Here is a 20,580-nt window from a genome sequence, read left to right as displayed (position 1 = left end):
CGTCCGCGCCGCCGCGCGGTGCGACGGGCCTCCGCCCCGGTCGGCTCGCCCGAGGCGTCCGGTGAGGTCGAGGTGCTGGTCGTCGAGACGGCCGCGCCGGCGGCCGGGGACACCGCGGACGCACCCGCTGCGGAGCCCGCGCCGGACAGCGGGTCGGCCGAGGAGGCCGCCGCGCCGGTGAGGAAGACCACGCGGAAGGCCGCCGAGAAGAAGGCGACGGCCAAGAAGGCCCCCGCCAAGAAGGCCGCGGAGAAGAAGACCGCGGCCAAGAAGACGGCGACCAAGAAGACGGCCGAGAAGAAGACCGCGGCCAAGAAGGCGCCCGCCAAGAAGGCGGCGGAGAAGAAGACCGCCGAGAAGACCGCCGAGAAGAAGACGGCGGCCAAGAAGACGACGACCCGGAAGACGGCGGCCAAGAAGACCGCCGCCGAACCGGCCGAGTCGGCCCCCGCCGAGTGAGGCGGTCGGCGGCCCGGTGAGCGCCTCGGTGGCCCGGCAGAGACGTCCGCGTCCCTGCCGGGCCACCGGTCCGTGCCGCCGCCCCGAGCGCCGGCCGGGAGGATTTGACCAGCTCCCGGCCGCCTCCGTATGGTTGACAGTCGGTGTGTCGAGTCAACGTCACACCGCGCTCCCGAGCAACCTTCCTCCCGCTGGCCGGGAGAGGGCGGGCTCAGCCCGTCGCACCGGTGTTCTTCCCGGCGCGACCGGTCCGTCTGGCATCGGGGGCTCCGTATCGAATGAGAGAGAGTCTGCGCGTGTACGCGATCGTGCGCACCGGCGGTCGGCAGCAGAAGGTTGCCGTCGACGACGTCATCGAGGTCGACCGTCTTGCGACCAAGGAGGTCGGCGACACCGTCGAGCTCTCCACCATCCTCATCGTCGACGGTGACGCCGTCACCAGCGACCCGTGGGTGCTCGCCGGCGTGAAGGTCCAGGCCGAGGTCCTCGACCACCACAAGGGCGAGAAGATCCGGATCCAGAAGTACAAGAACAAGACCGGCTACAAGAAGCGGATCGGTCACCGTCAGCTGCACACCCAGCTGAAGATCACCGGCATCCCCGCCCCGGCCGCGAAGTAAGGGACTGAGTAGAGATGGCACACAAGAAGGGCGCATCGTCCACTCGGAACGGGCGCGACTCCAACCCGCAGTTCCTGGGCGTCAAGCGCTTCGGCGGCCAGGTCGTCAACGCCGGCGAGATCATCGTCCGCCAGCGCGGCACCCACTTCCACCCGGGCACCGGCGTGGGGCGCGGTGGCGACGACACCCTGTTCGCCCTCCAGCCGGGCGCGGTGCAGTTCGGCCGCAGCCGTGACCGCAAGGTCGTCAACATCGTTCCGGTCGAGGGCTGATCCGGCCCAGGGCCGGCTCGTCCCACCGGGGACGTCTCACGAGGGCGGATGCGTCGAGCGCATCCGCCCTCGTCGTTGCCCGGTGCGCCGCCCCCCCGGGACGGCGCACCGCCGGCGACCGCACCACCGCAGTACCCGTAAGGCCCCGCACCACCCGCGCCTCGGCGCGGTTCACCCGTTCCACCGTCTCCCGGCGTCCGGTCCGACCACGACCGTGCGGCGCGGGAGGCCATCACAGCCCGGAGGCCACCATGACCACCTTCGTCGACCGCGTCGAACTGCACGTCGCCGCGGGCAACGGGGGCCACGGCTGCGCCTCCGTGCACCGCGAGAAGTTCAAGCCGCTCGGCGGCCCGGACGGCGGCAACGGCGGCCGCGGCGGGGACGTGGTCCTCCAGGTCAGCCGGGACGTCACCACGCTGCTGGAGTACCACCACGGCCCGCACCGCAAGGCCACCAACGGGCGGCCGGGCGAGGGCGACCACCGCACCGGCAAGGACGGGACCGACCTCCTGCTGCCGGTGCCCGACGGCACCGTCGTCCTGGACCGCGCGGGGAACGTGCTCGCCGACCTCGTCGGCGAGGGCACGGCGTTCGTCGCCGCCCGCGGCGGACGCGGCGGGCTCGGCAACGCCGCGCTGGCGTCCGCGCGCCGCAAGGCGCCCGGCTTCGCCCTCCTCGGTGAGCCCGGTGACGACGGCGACATCGTCCTGGAGCTGAAGACCGTCGCCGACGTCGCGCTCGTCGGCTACCCGAGCGCCGGCAAGTCCTCGCTGATCTCGGTGCTCTCCGCCGCGCGCCCGAAGATCGCGGACTACCCCTTCACCACCCTGGTGCCCAACCTCGGGGTGATCACGGCGGGGGAGACGGTCTACACCATGGCCGACGTGCCCGGCCTGATCCCCGGCGCCTCCCAGGGAAAGGGGCTGGGCCTGGAGTTCCTGCGGCACGTGGAGCGCTGCGCGGTGCTCGTGCACGTCCTGGACTGCGCCACGCTGGAGTCCGACCGCGACCCGGTCAGCGACCTCGATGTCATCGAGGCCGAACTCGCCGCCTACGGCGGCCTGCAGGACCGGCCGAGGGTGGTCGCGCTCAACAAGACCGACATCCCCGACGGCCAGGACCTCGCCGACATCATCCGCCCCGACCTTCAGGCGCGGGGCTACCGCGTCTTCGAGGTGTCCGCCGTCTCCCGCAAGGGGCTGCGCGAGCTGTCGTTCGCGGTCGCGGAGCTCGTCGCCACGGCACGTGCCGCGGTCCCGGTCGAGGAGGCCACCCGCGTCATCATCCGGCCCAAGGCCGTGGACGAGTCCGGGTTCACCGTCGTCGCCGAGGGCGAGGCGATGTTCCGCGTGCGGGGCGAGAAGCCCGAACGCTGGGTCCGCCAGACCGACTTCAACAACGACGAGGCCGTCGGCTACCTCGCGGACCGGCTCAACCGGCTCGGCGTGGAGAAGGAACTGCTGCGGCTGGGCGCCCGGGAGGGCGACGGCGTGGCGATCGGCCCCGAGGACAACGCCGTCGTCTTCGACTGGGAGCCGACGGTGACCGCCGGTGCCGAGATGCTCGGCCGACGCGGTGAGGACCACCGGATGGAGGCGCCCCGGCCGGCGGCGCAGCGCCGGCGCGACCGGGACGCCGAGCGGGACGACGCCGAGCGCGACTACCGGGAGTTCGACCCCTTCACCGAGTGACCGCCGGCTGCGGCGGGTGAGTACCGACCGGCCTGAGCACCGTCCGGGCGCCCGGCCGGAGCACCGGCCGGCCGCGCCCCTCGGAGGCCCGGTCACCGTCGCGGCGGGGGAGAAGGGTGCGTCCCCGTGCGGTCGCCGGCGCGCGGGTGGCCGGTGGCCACGGCAGGTCCGCCGGCCCGCCGGGGGAGTGAGGCGCCATGGTCGCGCCGCTCCGCACGGCTCCTTCCCGCTTGGCGCGGCGCATGCGGCGCCGGATGCGCCCCCTTCCGGTGCCCCCGGTCGATGCGGCGGAGGGCGGCGGACACCACCGGGCCACCGCGGCACCGGACGGGTCGCGCGGTTCGGCCGCGGCCGAACCGGGACGGCTGACGCCCCGTCGGGCGCGTCAGCGGGGGCGCAGGGGCTCGGTGGGGCGGGCGACGGCTGCGCCGCCCCGGGTGACGCCCGGTGCCCCTACCCCGTCGAGTGACGGAGTGTGCAGCGCCACACCGACGAGACGTCACAAAGGCATAACGCTTGGCAACGATCGCCTTCGTTGGCGAGTCACTGTTGTGCGGGCGTTAATCTTCTTCACGGCAGACGTTCGTATCACAGTCACATCGGCGGGAGCGGGATTTGTCCATCCAGAGCAGTGCGGCGCGTCCTCGGACCACGGCGGTCGTACTGGCCGGGGGAACGGGTCAGCGGGTGGGGCTGTCCATACCCAAGCAGCTCATCAAGATCGCCGGCAAGGCGGTCATCGAGCACACGCTGGCGGTCTTCGAGAAGGCCGACGACATCGACGACGTCATCGTGCTGATGACCCCCGGCTACACGGCCGAGATCGAGAAGATCGTCGCCAAGAGCGGTCTGACCAAGGTCAGTCGGGTCATCGAGGGCGGCGCGACCCGCAACGAGACCACCGAGCGCGCCATCGCCGCGCTGAGCGAGGGGCTCGCGGACGGCGAGGAGCGGCACGTCCTCTTCCACGACGCGGTCCGCCCGCTGCTCTCGCAGCGGGTCATCAGCGACTGCGTCGCCTCACTCGCCCGCCACCAGGCGGTGGACGTCGCCATCCCCTCCGCCGACACCATCATCGTGACCCGCACCCACGGCGACGACGGCGAGTTCATCACCGACGTCCCCGACCGCTCGCGGCTGCGCCGCGGCCAGACCCCGCAGGCGTTCCACCTCTCCACCATCCGCCGCGCCTACGAGGTCGCCGCCGGCGACCCCAACTTCCAGGCGACGGACGACTGCTCGGTGGTCCTGAAGTACCTGCCGGACGTGCCGATCCACGTCGTCCAGGGCGACGAGTGGAACATGAAGGTCACCCAGCCCGTCGACGTCTACATCGCCGACAAGCTGTACCAGCTGGCCTCCACCGCCGCGCCGGCCCAGTCCGACGAGGCCGCCTACCGCGAGCTGCTGACCGGCACCACCATGGTCGTCTTCGGCGGCTCCTACGGCATCGGCAAGGACATAGCCGAGCTCGCCGAGAGCTACGGGGCCACGGTCTACGCGCTCGGTCGCTCCACCACCGGGACCCACGTCGAGAACCCGGACCACGTCGCCCAGGCACTGGAGCGGGCCTACGCCGAGACCGGCCGCATCGACCACGTGGTCAACACCGCCGGCGTGCTGCGCATCGGGCGCCTCGCCGAGACCGACCCCGAGGTCATCGAGGAAGCGCTCCGCGTCAACTACCTCGCCCCGGTCCACATGGCGCGCGCCGCCCACAAGTACCTCGCCGAGACCGGCGGCCAGCTGCTCCTCTACACCTCCAGCAGCTACACCCGCGGCCGCGCCGAGTACAGCCTGTACTCCTCCAGCAAGGCCGCCATGGTCAACCTGACGCAGGCGCTGGCCGACGAGTGGGCCGGCGACGGCATCCGCGTCAACTGCGTCAACCCCGAGCGGACCGCCACCCCGATGCGCACCAAGGCGTTCGGCCAGGAACCCGCCGGCAGCCTGCTCTCCTCCGAGGCCGTCGCCCGCACCTCGCTGGACGTGCTGCTCTCCACCCTCACCGGTCACGTCATCGACGTCCGGCAGCAGGACCCCACCGCCGACGCCTCGACCGCCGGCAGCTTCGACCGCGCCCTCGCCGCCTCCCTCGACGTGGGGGCCGTCGGTGAGTGACCGCCCCGCGGGCAGCGGCTCCGCGCAGCACACCGTCGACTCCCCCGGCGACGAGCGCTCCACCCTCACCCGACTGATCGACCGCTACGGTCGGCTGCCCCTGGTCACCTCCGTCGTGTTCGGCGTCAGCGCCGTCCTGCTGGCCGTCGCGGCCATCAGCGACAACCCGACGCTCTTCTTCGCGGCCTGGGCCGTCAACTACGTCACCGACTGGCACCTGCGGCTCCGCGGCCGTGTCGCCAACGCGGTGCTCCGCCGGTTCGGGTTCGGCGACCGGCTCCGCGAGTTCAACCGGCTGATGCTGCTGGTGCTGCTCGCCGTCGTCAACGAAATGTCCGGCGTCACCGTCTTCGCGCTGCTGGTCACCGTGTACTTCAGCGCCAACGGCAGCCACGCGCCGCTGATCGGCTACCGCAACAAGCGACGCAACGTCCCCGTCGCGGTCCTCAACATGGACATGAGCGAGCTGAAGGTGCCCGCCGCGCCGAACTCCGCCAAGTGGCGGCAGCGCGGTCTCACCCGGGTACCCGGCCCCGAGATCCTGCTGGCGGCCGCTGCCGCCGCGGTCCTCGCCGGCTTCGGCGTCGGCTGGCTGGCACTCGCCGGCCTGGCGACCCTGGTGACACTGGTCGCCGCGGCGCAGCTGGCGCTCTACGCCCGGCAGAACCGGCGCATCCCCGAAGCTCCCGAGATCATCGAGGTGCTCAACCGGCGGCTCGCCGAGTACCGCCCTGAGGTCGCGCTCTACTTCACCTTCGCCGCCACCGGCCAGGACTTCATGTACCAGGTCAACATGTGGATCGACACGTTGGAGAAGCTCGACCGGCGGGCGATCATCATCCTCCGCGAGACCGCGGCGATGACCCAGCTCGACCGCACCCGGCTGCCCGTCGTCTGCATGCGCAAGGCCGACGACCTCGCCCTGCTGGACCTCTCCGATCTGCGGGTCGTGCTCTACCCCGGCAACGCAGGCAAGAACGTGCACATGTTGCAGAAGGCCGAGGCCAAGCACGTCTTCATCGGACACGGCGACAGCGACAAGCTCGCCAGCAGCAACCGCGTCAGCCGGGTCTTCGACGAGATATGGGTGGCCGGGCAGGGCGGCCGCGACCGCTACCAGCGGGTGCGGCACGCGATCGACCCGGACTCGCTGGTGTCCGTCGGCCGACCCCAGCTCTCCGAGGTGCTGCCCGCGCCCGCCGAGCGGACCCCCGGGCCGTTGACCGTTCTCTACGGCCCCACCTGGGAGGGGTGGACCGACGAGGCCTGCCACACCTCGCTGCTGCCGATGGGCGAGCGGATCATCGGCGGCCTGCTCGCTCGCGACGACATACGCGTCATCTACAAGCCGCACCCCCTCACCGGCAAGCGGTCCCCCGAGGTCGAGCGGATCGACGCACAGGTCCGTCGACTGCTGCACCGCGACAACGAGCGGCGCGCTGCACGCCGCGACCCCGAGCACGTCGCGGCGACCGACCGCCGACTGGCGGAGATCGAGGGCCGTATCGCCGAGATCTCCGGCCGCTCCGAGGACGGCGACTGGCTGCAGTGGACCCGCGACGCCCGTTGGGAGTCGCGCGATGTGCGGGCCGAGATCGCGGAACTCCGCACCCGTTGGAGCGAGCTCTTCTGGGACGAGGCGTACCAGGGCGGATGCCACCTGGTGGTCACCGACCGGCTGCCCTCGCTGTACGACTGTTTCAACCACGCCGACCTGCTGATCAGCGACATGTCGAGCGTCATCTCCGACTTCGTCGCCAGCTGCAAGCCGTACGTGGTCACCAACGCCCACGACGAGGACGCCGAGCAGTACCGGCTGCTCAACCCGACCGCCGGCGCCGCCTACCTGCTGGGCAGCGACTGCGCCGAACTCGACGACATCCTGGGGACGGTCGCCGCCACCGCGGACGACCCGCTCGCCCAGCACCGCGTCGAGCTGAAGCGCTACCTGCTCGGGCCGGACGAGCCCTCCGCGATGACCCAGTTCAACACCGCGGTGGAGTCACTGCACGCCCGGGCGCTGCACGCGTATCCGCTGGGAACCGCCGCCGAACCGGTGCCCGCCGCACCGGCCTACTCGCGACAGGCCACCGGCCTGATCCCGCGGCAGGCCACCGAACGCGTCCCGGAGACGCTCGCCTGACCTCGGCCGGCGCCGCACCGCGTCACACGGAGCCCCACCTCTCGTCCTTGGGCTCTGACGGTCCTTGCAACACCCGCGATCTGTGGGAGTTGCAAGGACCGTGGTCGTTGGACGCGATGAGCGCGCGGGCGTGCGGGAGCGTTTCCTTGCGCGGCCGCATGCCGTGGGGAACGTGACCGTGGTGGCGCGTGAGCTGGGATCGAACCGGACCACCGCCAGCGGCTGGGCTCGGAAGGCCGGACGGAGCTCGGTACGCCTGCCCCGGTGCCACCCCGGACGGGACGAGTACGAGCGGCTGCGGGCCACCACCACCGGTGCCACCGGGCGCGGACCGGTCGAGCCGTCCCGCCGAACGGACGGGAGCCCCTGGCTCCGGGCCGCGGCATCACACCGGGACATCGCGCCGCGCCGGCCGAACCGCAGCTCAGCGGGGTGTCGCGCTGCGGGCCGCCGCCCCGGAGGACGACGGCCCGCGCATCCCACGCACCTGCCGCGCCGATCAGCGGCTCCCGGAGCCGGCCGGCTGCTGCTCGCCGACGGCCGGAGCCGTCACACCGTCCGACCGCTCCGCCGTGGCCGTCGTCGTCCCGGTACCCGCCGGATCGGCCGACCCGGCGGACGCCACCGGCTTCCGCACCGAGGAGTCCCGCACCTCCCGTGAGAACAGCCACGGCACACTGGGCTGGACCAGCGGTTTCATCACGGCTCGTACCGGTGGCGAGGCCAGGACAGCGGCCAGCGCCACTGCCGCCAGCACCGCCAGCACCTGCTCCTCACGGCTGCCGACCTGCTCGAAGATCCCCGTCTCGCGCAGCGGCCGCAGTACCAGCGGGTGCAGCAGATAGATGTACATGCCGCCGGCGCCCAGGTAGGTCACCACCGGGATGCGCCGCCGCGGCACCAGGTTGATCAGGCACAGACCCAGCACCACGCCCCAGGTCAGCAGCGCTGCCCGGAACACCCAGGCCCACGCGAACCCGAAGGTCTCGATCTGCGAGACGTACGGGGCGGCCAGCGTCGTCCAGCCGATCCGCACGTCCTCGCGCACCAGCCACGCCACCACCCCCGACCCCAGCAGCAGCCCGACACTCAGCCAGCGGGTCCACCCCCGGCCGAACACCCCGGCGAGGAAGCCCTGCCGGATCTTCCACCCCAGCACGAAGAACGGGAACAGCGCGACGGTCCGGGACGCCGAGAACTCCGAACCGAACTCGTTGAAGTAGCCGATGGCCAGCGACGCCAGCACGGTCAGGGTGAACGGGAACCGCAGTGCCACCACATAGGGCAGCGCGACCCGCCACACGATGAGCGAGAGGAGGAACCACAGCGTCCACTTGGGCAGCCCGAGGTAGATCTTCCACTCACCCTCCAACCACCGCACCTGCAGTGTCTGCAGCACGGTGAAGAAGACGTACGGCAGCGCGATGGACTCGATTATTCGCCGCGCCTCCCGGAGGTTGAGCGGGCCGGCGCTGCTGAAGTAGCCGCAGACCATCACGAACACCGGAAGCCGCAGCGCCCACGTGACCAACCAGAGCCAGAGCGGCCCTTCCATGTGGCGGAGCGGCTCGATCGTGTGCCCCACCACCACCAGCGTCCCGGACGTGTACCGGACGTTGTCCCACCAGGGGTCGCGGGACTTGCTGCGGGCTCTTCTGCCGAAAAGCCCCTTCATGATGCGCGCCACGTAGGCTCCGAAGTCGTTACGAGTCGGTGATGAAATGCCCATCGGGTGTGTCGTCGACCACAGGTGCGGCTCACGCGTGTGGACATCCGGCTGATCATACCGGTATCCCGGGCAGTGACAGCTAACGGATACGTAACCGGCCGCGGCCGGTTCGCGTCCCCGTGCCGGGCGATACGCCGTTCTGAAAGCGGACCGGCCGGTAGGCTGGTCGCACGCTGAGCAGGGCTACCGGAGGTTCGTCGTGCAACCCGATGTGTCCGTTGTCGTTCCCGTCTACAATTCCATGCCGTACCTCGTCGAATGCCTCGACTCTCTGTTCGCGCAGTCTCTGGACCCGTCGCGTTACGAGGTCATCGTGGTGGACGACGCCTCCGACGACGGCAGCGAGCTCGAGTTGCGGCGGCGCGCCGAGGCCCACCCCAATGTGCGGCTCATACGGCGCGATGTCGGGTCGGGGGGTCCGAGTGCCCCGCGCAACCAGGGAATGGACCTCGCCGCCGGCCGTTTCGTATTCCTCATGGATGCCGACGACATGCTCGGGGAGAAAGCCCTCGAACTCATGCTGGAGGCAGCTGACCGCGACAATTCCGACATGGTGCTCGGCAAGCTCGTCGGCGTGGGTAGGAGCACGTCCGTGAAGGCATATGCGAAGAGTGGGAAGGTCGATCTCTATGCCTCGGAGATATACCGAGCCCTTAGTCCGCAGAAACTCTACCGGCGATCCGTCCTCACCGATCACGGAATTCGCTTCGATGAATCTCTCTGGTGGGGCGAGGACCAGGTCTTCGTGACCGAGTTCCACCTCGTCTCCGGCGGGACTTCCGTCGTCGGTGACTACGACTGCTACTACCTTCGGCAGCGCGACGACGGCGGCAACATCATGCAGCGCAGCCGCAACGTCGAAGAGGTCGTCCGCTACGTCGAGACGCTCATGGACCTCGTCGCCGACGGCGTCGACGACGGTGCCGGCCGCACCCGGCTCCTCGGCCGGCACTTCCGCACCGTCGCCCAGGACATGCTCCCCGTCGGGCTCACCCACCCTGACGCCGCCTTTCGCGCCGAGGTCTGGCGGCGCGCCCGTACCCTTCACGCACGCCATTGGGCCCCGGAGATCCAGGGCGAACTCCCCGCCTACGAGAGCCTGCAACTGCGGCTCCTCGCCGACGACGACATCGAGCGGGCCACCGAGGTGGCGCGGCGGTCCGGCGAAGCCTCCGACGCGCCGATCCACTTCGAGGACGGCCGCGCCTACCGCCGGTACCCCTATTTCCGTTCGGCCGAACAACCGCTGCCCGACGAGTACTTCGACGTCACCGACCGTCTCCGCCTCAAGGCGCGGCTGCTCAGCTCCTGCTGGGACGACGACCTGCTGCGACTCACCGGCGACTGCCGGGTCACCGGCGTCGACCTCGACTCCGCCGAGGCCGCCCTTGTGCTGCGCCACCGTGAGAACGGCAGCGAACTGCGTGTCGACGCCGACCCGGCCCCCCACGGAACTCCCGGAACTGCCACCCGGTGGCATGCGGCCGTCGACCCCGCCGCCGTCGACCCCGCCGCTGTCGACCCTGCCGCTGTCGGCGCCGGGGTCTGGGACGCCTACCTGGCCGTTCGCTTTCACGGCATGGACCGCACCGTGCGACTCTCTGCGGCCCCCGACACCACCGGTCTCGCCGTCCCCGCCGGTCGACTGCTCGCCACCCCCGCCGGCGGCGTCGGCGCCGTTCCTTACGTCACCACGTCGCGCCGGTTCTCCCTGGATATCGGCGGCACCCACCACCCGGTGACCGCCGGCGCCGTGGTCACCGACCTGTCATGGCAGGACGACCGCCTCACCGTGACCGGCGCCGCCTGGCTCGCACACATCCCCGGCGACCTGCTGCACCTTTCCTTGGCGCTGCGCCCGCGCGAGCCCCGCCCCGCCCCCAGGGCCGGCCTCGGCACGCTGCGACGCCTCATCGGCGGACGCCCTCCCCAGCCGCCCACCGAACCCCTCGCCGCCGTGGTCGCCGACCTGCCGCTCACCGCAGCGGTGCCCACCGCGCCCGCCACCGCCGGGCCACGGGGTTTCACCGCTGCACTCGACCTGACCGAGCCGGGGGCGACGGCGCTGGTCACCCGCGCCGTGTGGGACGTCTGGCTGACGATCGAGTCCGGCGGCCGGCACTGGGACGTCCGCCCCAAGCCCGCACCCGCGCCGGTGTTCGCGACGCCTCCCGAGATCCGCCACCGTCCCCGGCACGCTCGCGGGGTCACGACGCTCTACACCACCAAGGGCGGCTACCTCGCGCTCGACGGTCCGGGCGAGCACTTCCCCACCACGGGCTGACAGCCGACACGACAGCCCGGCGCAGACCGCGCCCCCGGCGCCGCCGTCGCGGGAACCGCGTTCCGCGCATCGGGACGCTCCCGCGACGGCCCCCGATTCCGCCCACCGGGCACCGCCACCGCGCCACCGGTCAAGATGCGCCATCCCCGCACCGTGATCCCGCCGTCACGCAGCCGTCGCTCTCGGCGCGCGGCACCCTGCCCACCACCCACTCGGCGGAGCGCACACCGGCGCGGCGACCGACGCGGAGACATCCCCCACACCGGCTCCGTACCCGCCGGTCGGCATCGACCACCGCGGACACCCGCCGGCAGCCCCGCGACACCGGCCGGAGACAGCGGATATGGCGGTGATGTGAAGCTCTTGGGAGGCTGGGACGCAGAGCGGCCCGACGTCCCCGCGCCGCCGGGACCCGCCCGGAGAATGAAAGCGCCGACCGTCCGGCCCGGCAGGTCCCGAAGGTTACGCTTTGGTGGCACGTGTGCGCCCGCGAGGCACCCCAGCGGTGAACCACGGGGACCCGCCCGGCCGCACGGCGGTACCGACGCCCGACCAGGACAGGACGAGATGAACGCACCGTTTACCGCCGGAGACCACTCGGGACCCGCTCCGGCGGGTTCCTTCGTCCGTCGATACAACAAGGTGCCACTGCCGGTCCGCCGGATGCTGAACCGCGCCACCCCCGAGGCCGCCCGCCGCCGCGCCAAGGGCTGGCTCTCGACCCAGCTGACGCCGGGCGAGCGGCTGCGCCACCGCCGCGCCCGCCACCTGCGGCGCCCCCTGCTCGCCGCCGACCCCACCGTTCGCGAGTTCCTGCACCGCGGCCGCGTCCTCCTCGGCCGCGAGGTCACCTCGTTCTCCAGTGCCGCCGCGGGTGCCCACAACCTGGACCTCGTGGTCCGCGCCCTCGACCACGCCGGCATCACCTACTTCATGGTCCCCGGCTCCTCCGGCATCCGCCACCAGCTCGGCATCCGCGTCGCCGACCGCGCCGCCTTCCTCGACGCCATGGACGAACTGCACGGCTCACGGCCGATCTACGTCGGCCTGCCGCAGCGCTCCGGCGGCGTCACCCAGTTCCAGTTCCGCATCGACGGACGGCTCCCCGACTCCCTGGCGAGCGCCGGGGTCCTGCGGTTCGGCGAGTTCCTCATCGGGCCGCGCAACCAGCTGCTCGCCCACACCCGGTCAGGCTGCGACGTCGAGTTCTGGGCCGACGGCGCCGAACTCCTCGCCGCCGGCGACCCCGAGGAGCAGCTCCCCAAGGGCCTCCCCGAGGACGTCCTCGCCGAGTCGCTGATCGCGCCGCGCCGCAACGCCGTCTCCGACTTCCTCCCCCGCGGAGAGCAGGTCCCCGCGCTGCTCACCGTCCGCGAGCGGGACTACCCCACCTACCAGGCGTTCACCCTGCCCCGGGTCAACGAGGTCCAGTTCCCGGTCGACATCGTCTACACCTGGGTCGACGGCGACGACCCCGCCTGGCAGGCCCGGCGCGACGAACACCGCCCCGGCGCTCGCAAGGACCCCAGCTCCGAGTCGTCCCGCTTCGTCAGCCACGACGAACTCAAGTACTCCCTGCGGTCCCTGGAGATGTACGCCGGGTTCGTCCGCCACATCTACCTCGTCACCGACCGCCAGGTGCCCGAGTGGCTCGACACCGAGGCTCCCGGCCTGACCGTCGTCGACCACCGCGACATCTTCCGCGACCCCGGCGTGCTGCCGGTCTTCAACTCGCACGCCATCGAGACCCAGCTCCACCACATCGAGGGCCTCTCGGAACACTACGTCTACTTCAACGACGACGTCATGCTCGGCCGCCCCATCGGCCCCGACCAGTTCTTCCACGCCAACGGACTCGCCCAGGTCCCGTTCTCCTCGGCCCAGTTCGGCCTCGGCGAGCCCCACCCCCTGGAAGCGGCCCCCAGCGCCGCCGGCCGCAACGTGCGCCGCCTCATCTGGGAGACCCACAAGCGCAACATCACCCAGAAGTTCATGCACGTCGCCCACCCCCAGCTGAAGTCGGTCATGACCGAGCTGGAGGAGCTGTTCCCGGACGAGTTCGAGCGCACCGCCGCCTCCCGGTTCCGCTCCGTCACCGACATCGCCCCCGGGGCCTCCCTCCACCACCACCAGGCGCTGCTCACCGGCCGTGCCGTCCCCGGCCGCTACCGGCTCTGCTACGTCGACATCAGCCGCCCGGAAGAGGCGGAGATCCGGCTCGGACGGCTCCTCGCCGAACGCGGCCACGACTTCATCTGCCTCAACGACGTCGCCACCGCGGACGAGGACCGCGAACAGGTCGGACGGCTGCTGAACCGGTTCCTCGACGAGTACTTCCCGTTCCCCAGCGCCTTCGAGAAGCGCTGACGCCACCCCGCCCCACCCGCGGAACGTCGGCGCCGCCCGGGTGGCGCGTCGCCCGGTCCGCGGTGCGTGCCCCGGCGTCCGACGGGGCCGCCGCGCCCGGGGCCCGTTCCCTCACCGGCCCCCGTGCCGGGTGTACGTTGCTGCCCGGGCGCCGCTCCCGGCCACACGGCGGCGCCGCGCCGCCCGCCGGGCGGCTGCCGGGCCGACGGCCCGAGGGCCCGAGTCTGTGAGGAGTGGGTGGGCGTGAGCTGGATGATCACCGGCGGTGCGGGGTACATCGGGGCCCACGTGGTGCGCGCCATGCGGGCCGCCGGGCAGTCGGTCGTCGTCTACGACGACCTCTCCACCGGAGACGCCGCACGGGTGCCGGACGGGGTGCCGCTGGTCACCGCGAGCGTGCTCGACCGCGCCCGTCTCGACGCCGCGCTGGCGGAGCACCGGGTCCGCGGCGTGGTGCACATCGCCGCCAAGAAGCAGGTCGGCGAGTCCGTCGAGAAGCCGCTGCTCTACTACCGGGAGAACGTCACCGGCCTGCAGACCCTCCTCGGGGCGATGGTCGACGCCGGCACCGAGCGGCTGGTCTTCTCCTCCTCGGCCGCGGTCTACGGCATGCCCGACGTGGAGACCGTCACCGAGGACACCCCCTGCGCGCCGATGAGCCCCTACGGCGAGACCAAACTGGCGGGGGAGTGGCTGGTGCGGGCCGCCGCGCGGGCGCACGGCATGCGCGTCGCCTCGCTGCGGTACTTCAACGTCGCTGGCGCCGCCACCCCCGAACTCGGCGACCCGGGCACCCACAACCTGGTGCCGATGGTCCTGGAGCGGATCGAGGCCGGGCTGCCGCCGCTGGTCTTCGGTGACGACTACCCGACCGCGGACGGCACCTGCGTCCGCGACTACATCCACGTCGCCGACATCGCCGATGCCCACCTGGCCGCCGCGCAGCACCTCGAGACGGCCGCCGAGGGCACCGGGCTCACCCTCAACATCGGTCGGGGCGAGGGCGTTTCCGTCCTGGAGATGATCGACCGGGTGCTGCGCGCCACCGGCCGCACCGAACTGCGGCCCGAGGTCGTGGAACGCCGCCCCGGCGACCCCGCACGCATCGTCGCCTCCGCCGACCGCATCGGGGCCCAACTGGGCTGGCACGCCTCCCACGACGTGGACGCGATGGTCGCCTCCGCCGTTGAGGGCCGCCGCCGAAGCCACGGGTGAGCCGACGCGGCGAGGCCCGGACCGCACCCGTCCGTGCCTCGCCGATCAGGCCTCTTACGCAAAGCGCACATCTCTTGCCCTCAACGCTTCGCGCTATGCGCGGAATTGTCGTTCCGACACCTGAACGTAATGAAGATGATCACCTTCAGGGCTTCTCTCTGTGTGCTGTTCGTGCGGAGAATGCGAGGTCGATGTGAGGGGTGATGCGGAGATGCCGCCACAACACGCCGGGGTGGCCACCGCCACACCCGCGGTGCCCACCGGGGGCGCCACCGAGAAGACCGCCCGCGGCGGTGCGGCGACCGGCGGGGCGACCCCCCGACCGGCCCGCACCGACCTCCTGCCCGCCACCCGACCCGACGCCCTCCTCGGCGCCCGCGTCGCCGGCGCGGCCCGGGACGGCGCTGCCGCCCTGCTGACCTTCGCACCCGAGCACGGCCCCGCGCTCCGGCTCGTGCTCCCCGCCGCGTTCCGCCTGGCCCGCGGTGAACGCACCCTGCTCACCGACGCGGACCTCACCGCCCCGCCCGAGCACCGGCCCGCCGGTCCCTTCGAGCAGTGCGCCACCCGCTACGACGCCCGCGCCCTCGCGCTCAACGCCGTCCTCTCCGCCACCCGGCCCAGCGTCCGCGAGATCACCGCCCTGCCGGACGGCGGACTCCGTGTCGCCTGGGGCGCCTCGTTCCTCCTGGAGATCCCCGGCCCGCCCGCCTCCACCGTCACGGCCTGGCGGCTCGGCGACCTCGGCTGACCACGGCATGCGAGGCCCGGCAGACCGGGTGAACCCGGGCGCCCGGGTTCACCCGGGTGTCGCCGACCCGCCGCACGGTGCCGCTGAGCCGTGCCGCGCCGCCGTGCCGGACCGACCCGTCCGCCCGTCGGGCACGGCGGCGCGCGCGGCCCCGCGTCCACGGAACGAGGACCCCCGGCCCCACCGCCGCGTCGTGCCGTAGATTGAGCCGGACCGGTCCGGAAACGGACGGCGGAACGGACGGAACAGGGGCGCCAGGCAGTGACAGCGGCACGGCAGGACGTGGCGGACGCCCGCAGGATCGTGGTCAAGATCGGATCGTCCTCGCTGACCACCGCGGCAGGCGGCCTCGACGCCGACCGGGTGGACGCCCTGGTGGACGTCCTCGCCAAGTACCCCGAGCGGGAGATCGTCCTCGTCTCCTCCGGCGCCATCGCCGCCGGGCTCGCCCCCCTCGGTTTCACCCGCCGCCCCACCGACCTCGCCCGCCAGCAGGCGGCGGCAAGCGTGGGCCAAGGCCTGCTCCTCGCCCGCTACACCGCCTCCTTCGCCCGCCACGGCCGACGCGTCGGCCAGGTCCTGCTGACCACCTACGACACCAGCCACCGCGTCCACTACCGCAACGCCCGCCGGACGCTGGAACAGCTGCTCACCATGGGCGCCGTCCCGGTCGTCAACGAGAACGACACCGTCGCCACCGACGAGATCCGGTTCGGCGACAACGACCGACTCGCCGCCCTCGTCGCCCACCTCGTCCGCGCCGACCTGCTCGTCCTGCTCTCCGACATCGACGGGCTCTACGACGGGGACCCGCGCCGACCCGGCGCCGCTCGCATCTCCGAGGTCACCGGCCCCGCCGACCTCGCCGGCGTCGAGATCGGCTCCGCCGGCAGCGCCGGGGTGGGTACCGGCGGCATGGTCACCAAGGTCGACGCCGCGGGCATCGCGACCGGCGCCGGCATTCCTGTCGTCCTCACCTCCGCCGTCCACGCCGGCGACGCGCTCGCCGGCGCACCCACCGGCACGCTGTTCCGTGCCACCGGCCGCCGCGCCGCCGGCCGGCTGCTCTGGCTCGCCCACGCCTCCGCGCCGCGCGGGGCTGTCACCTTGGACGCCGGAGCCGTCGAGGCCATCACCGAACGCGGCAGCTCACTGCTGCCCGCCGGCATCACCGCCGTCGACGGCGACTTCTCCGCCGGCGAGCCGATCCTGCTCCGCGACGAGAACGGCCGGACCGTCGCCCGGGGCCTCGTCAACTTCGACGCCCGTGAGATCCCCCGACTGATCGGACGTTCGACCCGGGACCTCGCCCGGGAACTCGGCCCGGACTACGAGCGCGAGGTCGTCCACCGCGACGACCTGGTGCTCACCCGCGGCTGAGGGGTCGTGTGCCGTGGTGTGGGATGTTTTGTCGCCGGGCGCGCCACCGGACCTGCCGCCGCGCAGTGACGCCGGTCCGCGCGCCGCGCGCGCCGGAGGACAGAGCCCGGGATCGGCCAATGTCCGCGCCATACGCCGGAGGTTCCGGCAAACGGCCCGCACGACCACCCGGGACCTGGCAGCTTGGAGCCTGGCCGCCCGGTGCAGGAGACCGGGCAGCGGCGCCACGGCGGGCGCCGGGCCCCACCAGACGATTTCCAGTTCGGGAGGCTGCCGGTGAGACGACTGGCCAGCGTCGAAGGAGGCAAGGGACCCGCCGCCGGTCCGACCGACAACAGGGAGGAGCAGCCGGAGTCCCGCCTCTGGCACGTCACGCTCAGCGTCTCCGGTGACCCCGCGCCACCGGCCGACGTGCGGCGCGCCCTGGAACAGCTCGCGCACGACCACCCCTTCCTGCTGACCAGCCGCTACGCCGCCGACCACGCCGAGATCCGGTACTGGGAGGAGGCGCTGGACCTGCGGGACGCGGCAGCCGTCGCCCTGCGGCTGTGGGGCGAGCACCGCCGCACCGCCCAGCTGCCGCCCTGGGAGATCGTCGGGCTGGAGGTCATCGGCCGCGAGACCTACCACCAGCGGCTCGCCGAGGGCCACGGCCCGGCACCGGCCTCACCCGTCGGCGTCCACCCCTTCTGACCCGCCGCACCGCTGCGCCGCAGAGGGGCCACCGGGTTCGCCTGCGGGCTGCGGCCCGCAGGCGCACCACCGCTGCGCCGGTCGGCCGGAAACAGCCGCAGTTCGCCCGTGGGCGCGAGGGCGGCCACCGGCGGCCCGGGCCCGGTTCGGCCCCGCCCGCCCCTGCCGACCGTCCGGCCCCGCTCGCCCCGCCTCTGCCCTGCTGACCCGCTCGGCCGACTCGATCGGTTCCGTCCGCGCCGCCGGAGCCGTCCGCTCCGCCGTGCTCCGGCGCGGCCCCCGGCCCCGCCGGTGCGAGCCCGGCCGGCGCCCGCCATGCGGACCGCCGCCGGAGCCGTGCCCGGCAGGGCTAACCTTGGCGGGCATGAGCCCTGCAGCCGAATCCGCCCAGCTCCGCGCAGCCGCCCCCGAGGCCGACGGGGCCGCCGCCACCGCGCCGTCCCCGGGCAGCGCCGAATCCCCGGTGCCGGCCACCGCGCGCCGCGCACGGGCCGCCGCCGTCGAGCTCGCCCCGCTGCCGCGGACCCCCCGCGACACCGCGCTCCTGGCCATCGCCGACGCCCTGGAGGCCAGGGTCGACGAGATCATCGCGGCCAACGCCGAGGACGTCGCCCGCGCCCGTGAGGCCGGCACCTCCGACGCGATCGTCGACCGGCTCACCCTCACACCCGACCGCGTCGCCGCCATCGCCTCCGACGTCCGGGACGTCGCCGCGCTCCCCGACCCGGTGGGCGAGGTCGTCCGGGGCTCCACCCTCCCCAACGGCCTCGACCTGCGGCAGGTCCGCGTCCCCCTCGGCGTCGTGGGGATCATCTACGAGGCGCGCCCGAACGTCACCGTGGATGCCGCCGCGCTCTGTCTGAAGTCGGGGAACGCCGTTCTGCTGCGCGGCTCCTCCTCCGCCCACCGCTCCAACACCGCGCTGGTCGCCGTCGTGCGGGACGCCGTCGCCGGGGTCGGCCTGCCCGCCGACGCGGTCCAGCTCGTCCCCGGGGAGAGCCGCGACTCCGTCCACGAACTGATGCGCGCCCGCGGCCTGGTGGACGTGCTCATCCCGCGCGGTGGCGCCGCACTGATCCGGACCGTGGTGGAGAACTCCACGGTCCCCGTGATCGAGACCGGGGTCGGCAACTGCCACATCTACGTCGACGAGCGTGCCGACCTCGACCGTGCCGTCGACATCGTCGTCACGGCGAAGGCGCAGCGACCGAGCGTCTGCAACTCGGTCGAGACCGTACTGGTCCACCGCGGCATCGCGGACGTCTTCCTGCCGAAGCTCCTCGCCGCCCTCACCGAGGCCGGCGTGACGGTCCACGGGGACAGCACCTGGCAGCAGGCGGGCGCCGCCGCCGGGGTGTCCGTGGCCGGGGCCACGGACGAGGACTGGGCGACCGAGTACCTCGGTCTCCACCTCGCCGCCGCCGTCGTCCCCGATCTCGACGCCGCCGTCGCCCACATCCGCCGGTGGAGCTCGGGCCACACCGAGGCCATCCTCACGGCCGACACCGCGGCGGCTCGCCGCTTCGTCTCCCTGGTCGACTCCGCCGCCGTGATGGTCAACGCGTCGACGCGGTTCACCGACGGCGGTCAGTTCGGATTCGGGGCCGAGATCGGGATCTCCACCCAGAAGCTCCACGCGCGCGGCCCCATGGGGCTGCCGGAGCTCACGTCGACCAAGTACGTGGTGACGGGGGACGGTCACACGCGTGGGTGATTTTCCGCCGAACCCCCCATACGGCGCTCATTCGTCCTAGGCTGGGCCCGTGCCGGACGACGTGGGGGGCCCGCCGTACCCGGACGGGGAAGGGCCCGACAGCCGTGACCGCGGGGCAGCCGACGAGGCGTTCGCCGACGTGGTCTTCGACGACGCCTTCGTGGAGGCCGCGCGCATCCACGAACCATCCGCCCGAGAGCGACTGCTCTACGCCGGATGGGACCCGGAGGCCGATCCGGGTGACGACGAGCAGCAGCCGCCGGGAACCCTGCTCGGCGGATACGGGGGCGGCGCCTCCTTCGGCCCGAGCGGGTACGGCCTGCCCGGCCGAGCCGCCCCGTACGGCCCCGGCGGGCCGGTGGCCCGGGGGAAGGGCCTTGCCGCCCCGACGACGCGGGGCTCCGGCTCCTCACCCGCCGCCGGCTCGCAACCGGCGGGTGGGGCCGACCCTGCCCGGGGACGGCCTCCCCGCAGACGCACGGGCGGCGGGCCGGGAGTCGGCGGGCTACCGGGCGCCGGCGGGCGTGCCGGTCGATGGCAACGACCGGTGGCGTGCGTGCTGGCGATGGTGATGGGGTTGAGCGTCGTCGCGTTCGCTCTCATCGCCGTGCAACGGGCCGGCTCCGCCCAGCGTGTCGACCAGCCGCCCACACCCCCGGCCAGCGACCCGGGGAAGGGCGGCGCCGACCTGGTCGGTACAGGCGACACCACCCGCACCACCGGCACCGGCGACCTGCCGGGAGCCGACCCCGGCGGCACCCCGCCGACCGGTGCGGGCCCCGAGCGACCGGAGGTCGACCGCCCGGTGGCCCCTGTCGAGGGCGTGGACGCCGTCGTGCCCCGCGCGGGCGAGGCCGAGCCGGTCACCGACGTGCTCGCCGAACCCGCGGCCGGGACGACCTGACGGCCGGGCGCGACCGGAGGCGGCCGCTGCGCGGCGGGCCTTCCGCGAGCTGCGGCGCCCCGGAGTTCCGGCAGTGCCCGGCCCGGCGGCCGCCTGTGCGTGCGCTGGGCGGTCTCCCGGCGCCTGGCGCCGGTGCCAGGCGAGCCGGAGGCGCCGCGGCCGTCGTGCAGGTGGGCAACCGGCGAGCCCCACCGTGCCGCCGGTGGGCGGCGCCTGCCCCGCCGTGTGTGGGGG

Annotated in this window: 15 protein-coding genes; 14 read left to right on the top strand and 1 reads right to left on the bottom strand. The window is 73.1% G+C overall.

Features of this window, described 5'->3' with window-relative positions:
• From HCN56_RS13420 to HCN56_RS13395, 6 genes are all read left to right on the top strand, one after another.
• Positions 1-459: histone H1-like repetitive region-containing protein (locus tag HCN56_RS13420; RefSeq protein ID WP_167970742.1), on the top strand; the 459-nt coding region annotated here is incomplete at its 5' end.
• A 296-nt stretch (positions 460-755) separates the two neighbouring features.
• Positions 756-1,079: a 50S ribosomal protein L21 gene (gene rplU / locus HCN56_RS13415; RefSeq protein WP_167935088.1), complete on the top strand. Its 324-nt coding sequence runs from the start codon at positions 756-758 to the stop codon at positions 1,077-1,079.
• A 14-nt stretch (positions 1,080-1,093) separates the two neighbouring features.
• Complete coding sequence (rpmA, locus tag HCN56_RS13410) at positions 1,094-1,351, top strand: 50S ribosomal protein L27 (protein ID WP_167935087.1); 258 nt, start codon at positions 1,094-1,096, stop codon at positions 1,349-1,351.
• 251 nt (positions 1,352-1,602) lie between these two features.
• Positions 1,603-3,045 (top strand): GTPase ObgE, encoded by a 1,443-nt coding sequence (obgE, locus tag HCN56_RS13405; RefSeq protein WP_167970740.1) that lies wholly within the window; start codon positions 1,603-1,605, stop codon positions 3,043-3,045.
• Between the two features lie 621 nt (positions 3,046-3,666).
• Positions 3,667-5,166, top strand: coding sequence for a bifunctional cytidylyltransferase/SDR family oxidoreductase (locus tag HCN56_RS13400; RefSeq protein ID WP_167970748.1), 1,500 nt, complete (start codon positions 3,667-3,669; stop codon positions 5,164-5,166).
• On the top strand, positions 5,159-7,309 hold the full coding sequence (locus tag HCN56_RS13395) for a hypothetical protein (RefSeq protein WP_167970738.1): 2,151 nt from the start codon (positions 5,159-5,161) through the stop codon (positions 7,307-7,309). The genes HCN56_RS13400 and HCN56_RS13395 overlap by 8 nt, the downstream gene beginning before the upstream one ends.
• 499 nt (positions 7,310-7,808) lie before the next feature.
• On the opposite strand, the gene HCN56_RS13390 is transcribed toward HCN56_RS13395, so the two are convergent.
• The gene (locus HCN56_RS13390; RefSeq protein WP_167970736.1) at positions 7,809-8,996 is read right to left on the bottom strand and encodes an acyltransferase family protein; all 1,188 of its coding nucleotides are present in this window, start codon (positions 8,994-8,996) and stop codon (positions 7,809-7,811) included.
• 241 nt (positions 8,997-9,237) lie between these two features.
• Between HCN56_RS13390 and HCN56_RS13385 the strand changes: the two genes are divergently transcribed.
• The 8 genes from HCN56_RS13385 (at position 9,238) to HCN56_RS13350 (ending at position 20,346) form a co-directional block, all read left to right on the top strand.
• The gene (locus tag HCN56_RS13385) at positions 9,238-11,322 is read left to right on the top strand and encodes a glycosyltransferase (protein ID WP_312871218.1); all 2,085 of its coding nucleotides are present in this window, start codon (positions 9,238-9,240) and stop codon (positions 11,320-11,322) included.
• A 567-nt stretch (positions 11,323-11,889) separates the two neighbouring features.
• On the top strand, positions 11,890-13,689 hold the full coding sequence (locus tag HCN56_RS13380) for a stealth family protein (RefSeq protein ID WP_245246507.1): 1,800 nt from the start codon (positions 11,890-11,892) through the stop codon (positions 13,687-13,689).
• A gap of 243 nt (positions 13,690-13,932) precedes the next feature.
• On the top strand, positions 13,933-14,904 hold the full coding sequence (galE, locus tag HCN56_RS13375) for a UDP-glucose 4-epimerase GalE (protein ID WP_167970732.1): 972 nt from the start codon (positions 13,933-13,935) through the stop codon (positions 14,902-14,904).
• A 211-nt stretch (positions 14,905-15,115) separates the two neighbouring features.
• Positions 15,116-15,655: a hypothetical protein gene (locus tag HCN56_RS13370; RefSeq protein WP_167970730.1), complete on the top strand. Its 540-nt coding sequence runs from the start codon at positions 15,116-15,118 to the stop codon at positions 15,653-15,655.
• 261 nt (positions 15,656-15,916) lie between these two features.
• The gene (proB, locus tag HCN56_RS13365) at positions 15,917-17,035 is read left to right on the top strand and encodes a glutamate 5-kinase (protein WP_312871217.1); all 1,119 of its coding nucleotides are present in this window, start codon (positions 15,917-15,919) and stop codon (positions 17,033-17,035) included.
• A gap of 285 nt (positions 17,036-17,320) precedes the next feature.
• The gene (locus HCN56_RS13360; RefSeq protein ID WP_245246508.1) at positions 17,321-17,728 is read left to right on the top strand and encodes a DUF8830 family protein; all 408 of its coding nucleotides are present in this window, start codon (positions 17,321-17,323) and stop codon (positions 17,726-17,728) included.
• Between the two features lie 364 nt (positions 17,729-18,092).
• On the top strand, positions 18,093-19,442 hold the full coding sequence (locus HCN56_RS13355) for a glutamate-5-semialdehyde dehydrogenase (protein WP_167970726.1): 1,350 nt from the start codon (positions 18,093-18,095) through the stop codon (positions 19,440-19,442).
• Between the two features lie 49 nt (positions 19,443-19,491).
• A complete protein-coding gene (locus HCN56_RS13350; protein ID WP_167970724.1) occupies positions 19,492-20,346 on the top strand; it encodes an SCO2584 family spore wall biosynthesis protein in 855 nt (284 codons plus the stop codon).
• The last annotated feature ends 234 nt before the right edge of the window (positions 20,347-20,580 follow it).

Origin of the sequence: Streptomyces lonarensis (genome assembly GCF_012033735.1) — a bacterium.
In the GTDB taxonomy this organism is placed as follows: domain Bacteria; phylum Actinomycetota; class Actinomycetes; order Streptomycetales; family Streptomycetaceae; genus Streptomyces; species Streptomyces lonarensis.
The sequence above is the reverse complement of the archived record's forward strand: the minus strand, read 5'-3'. Positions and strand labels throughout refer to the sequence as shown.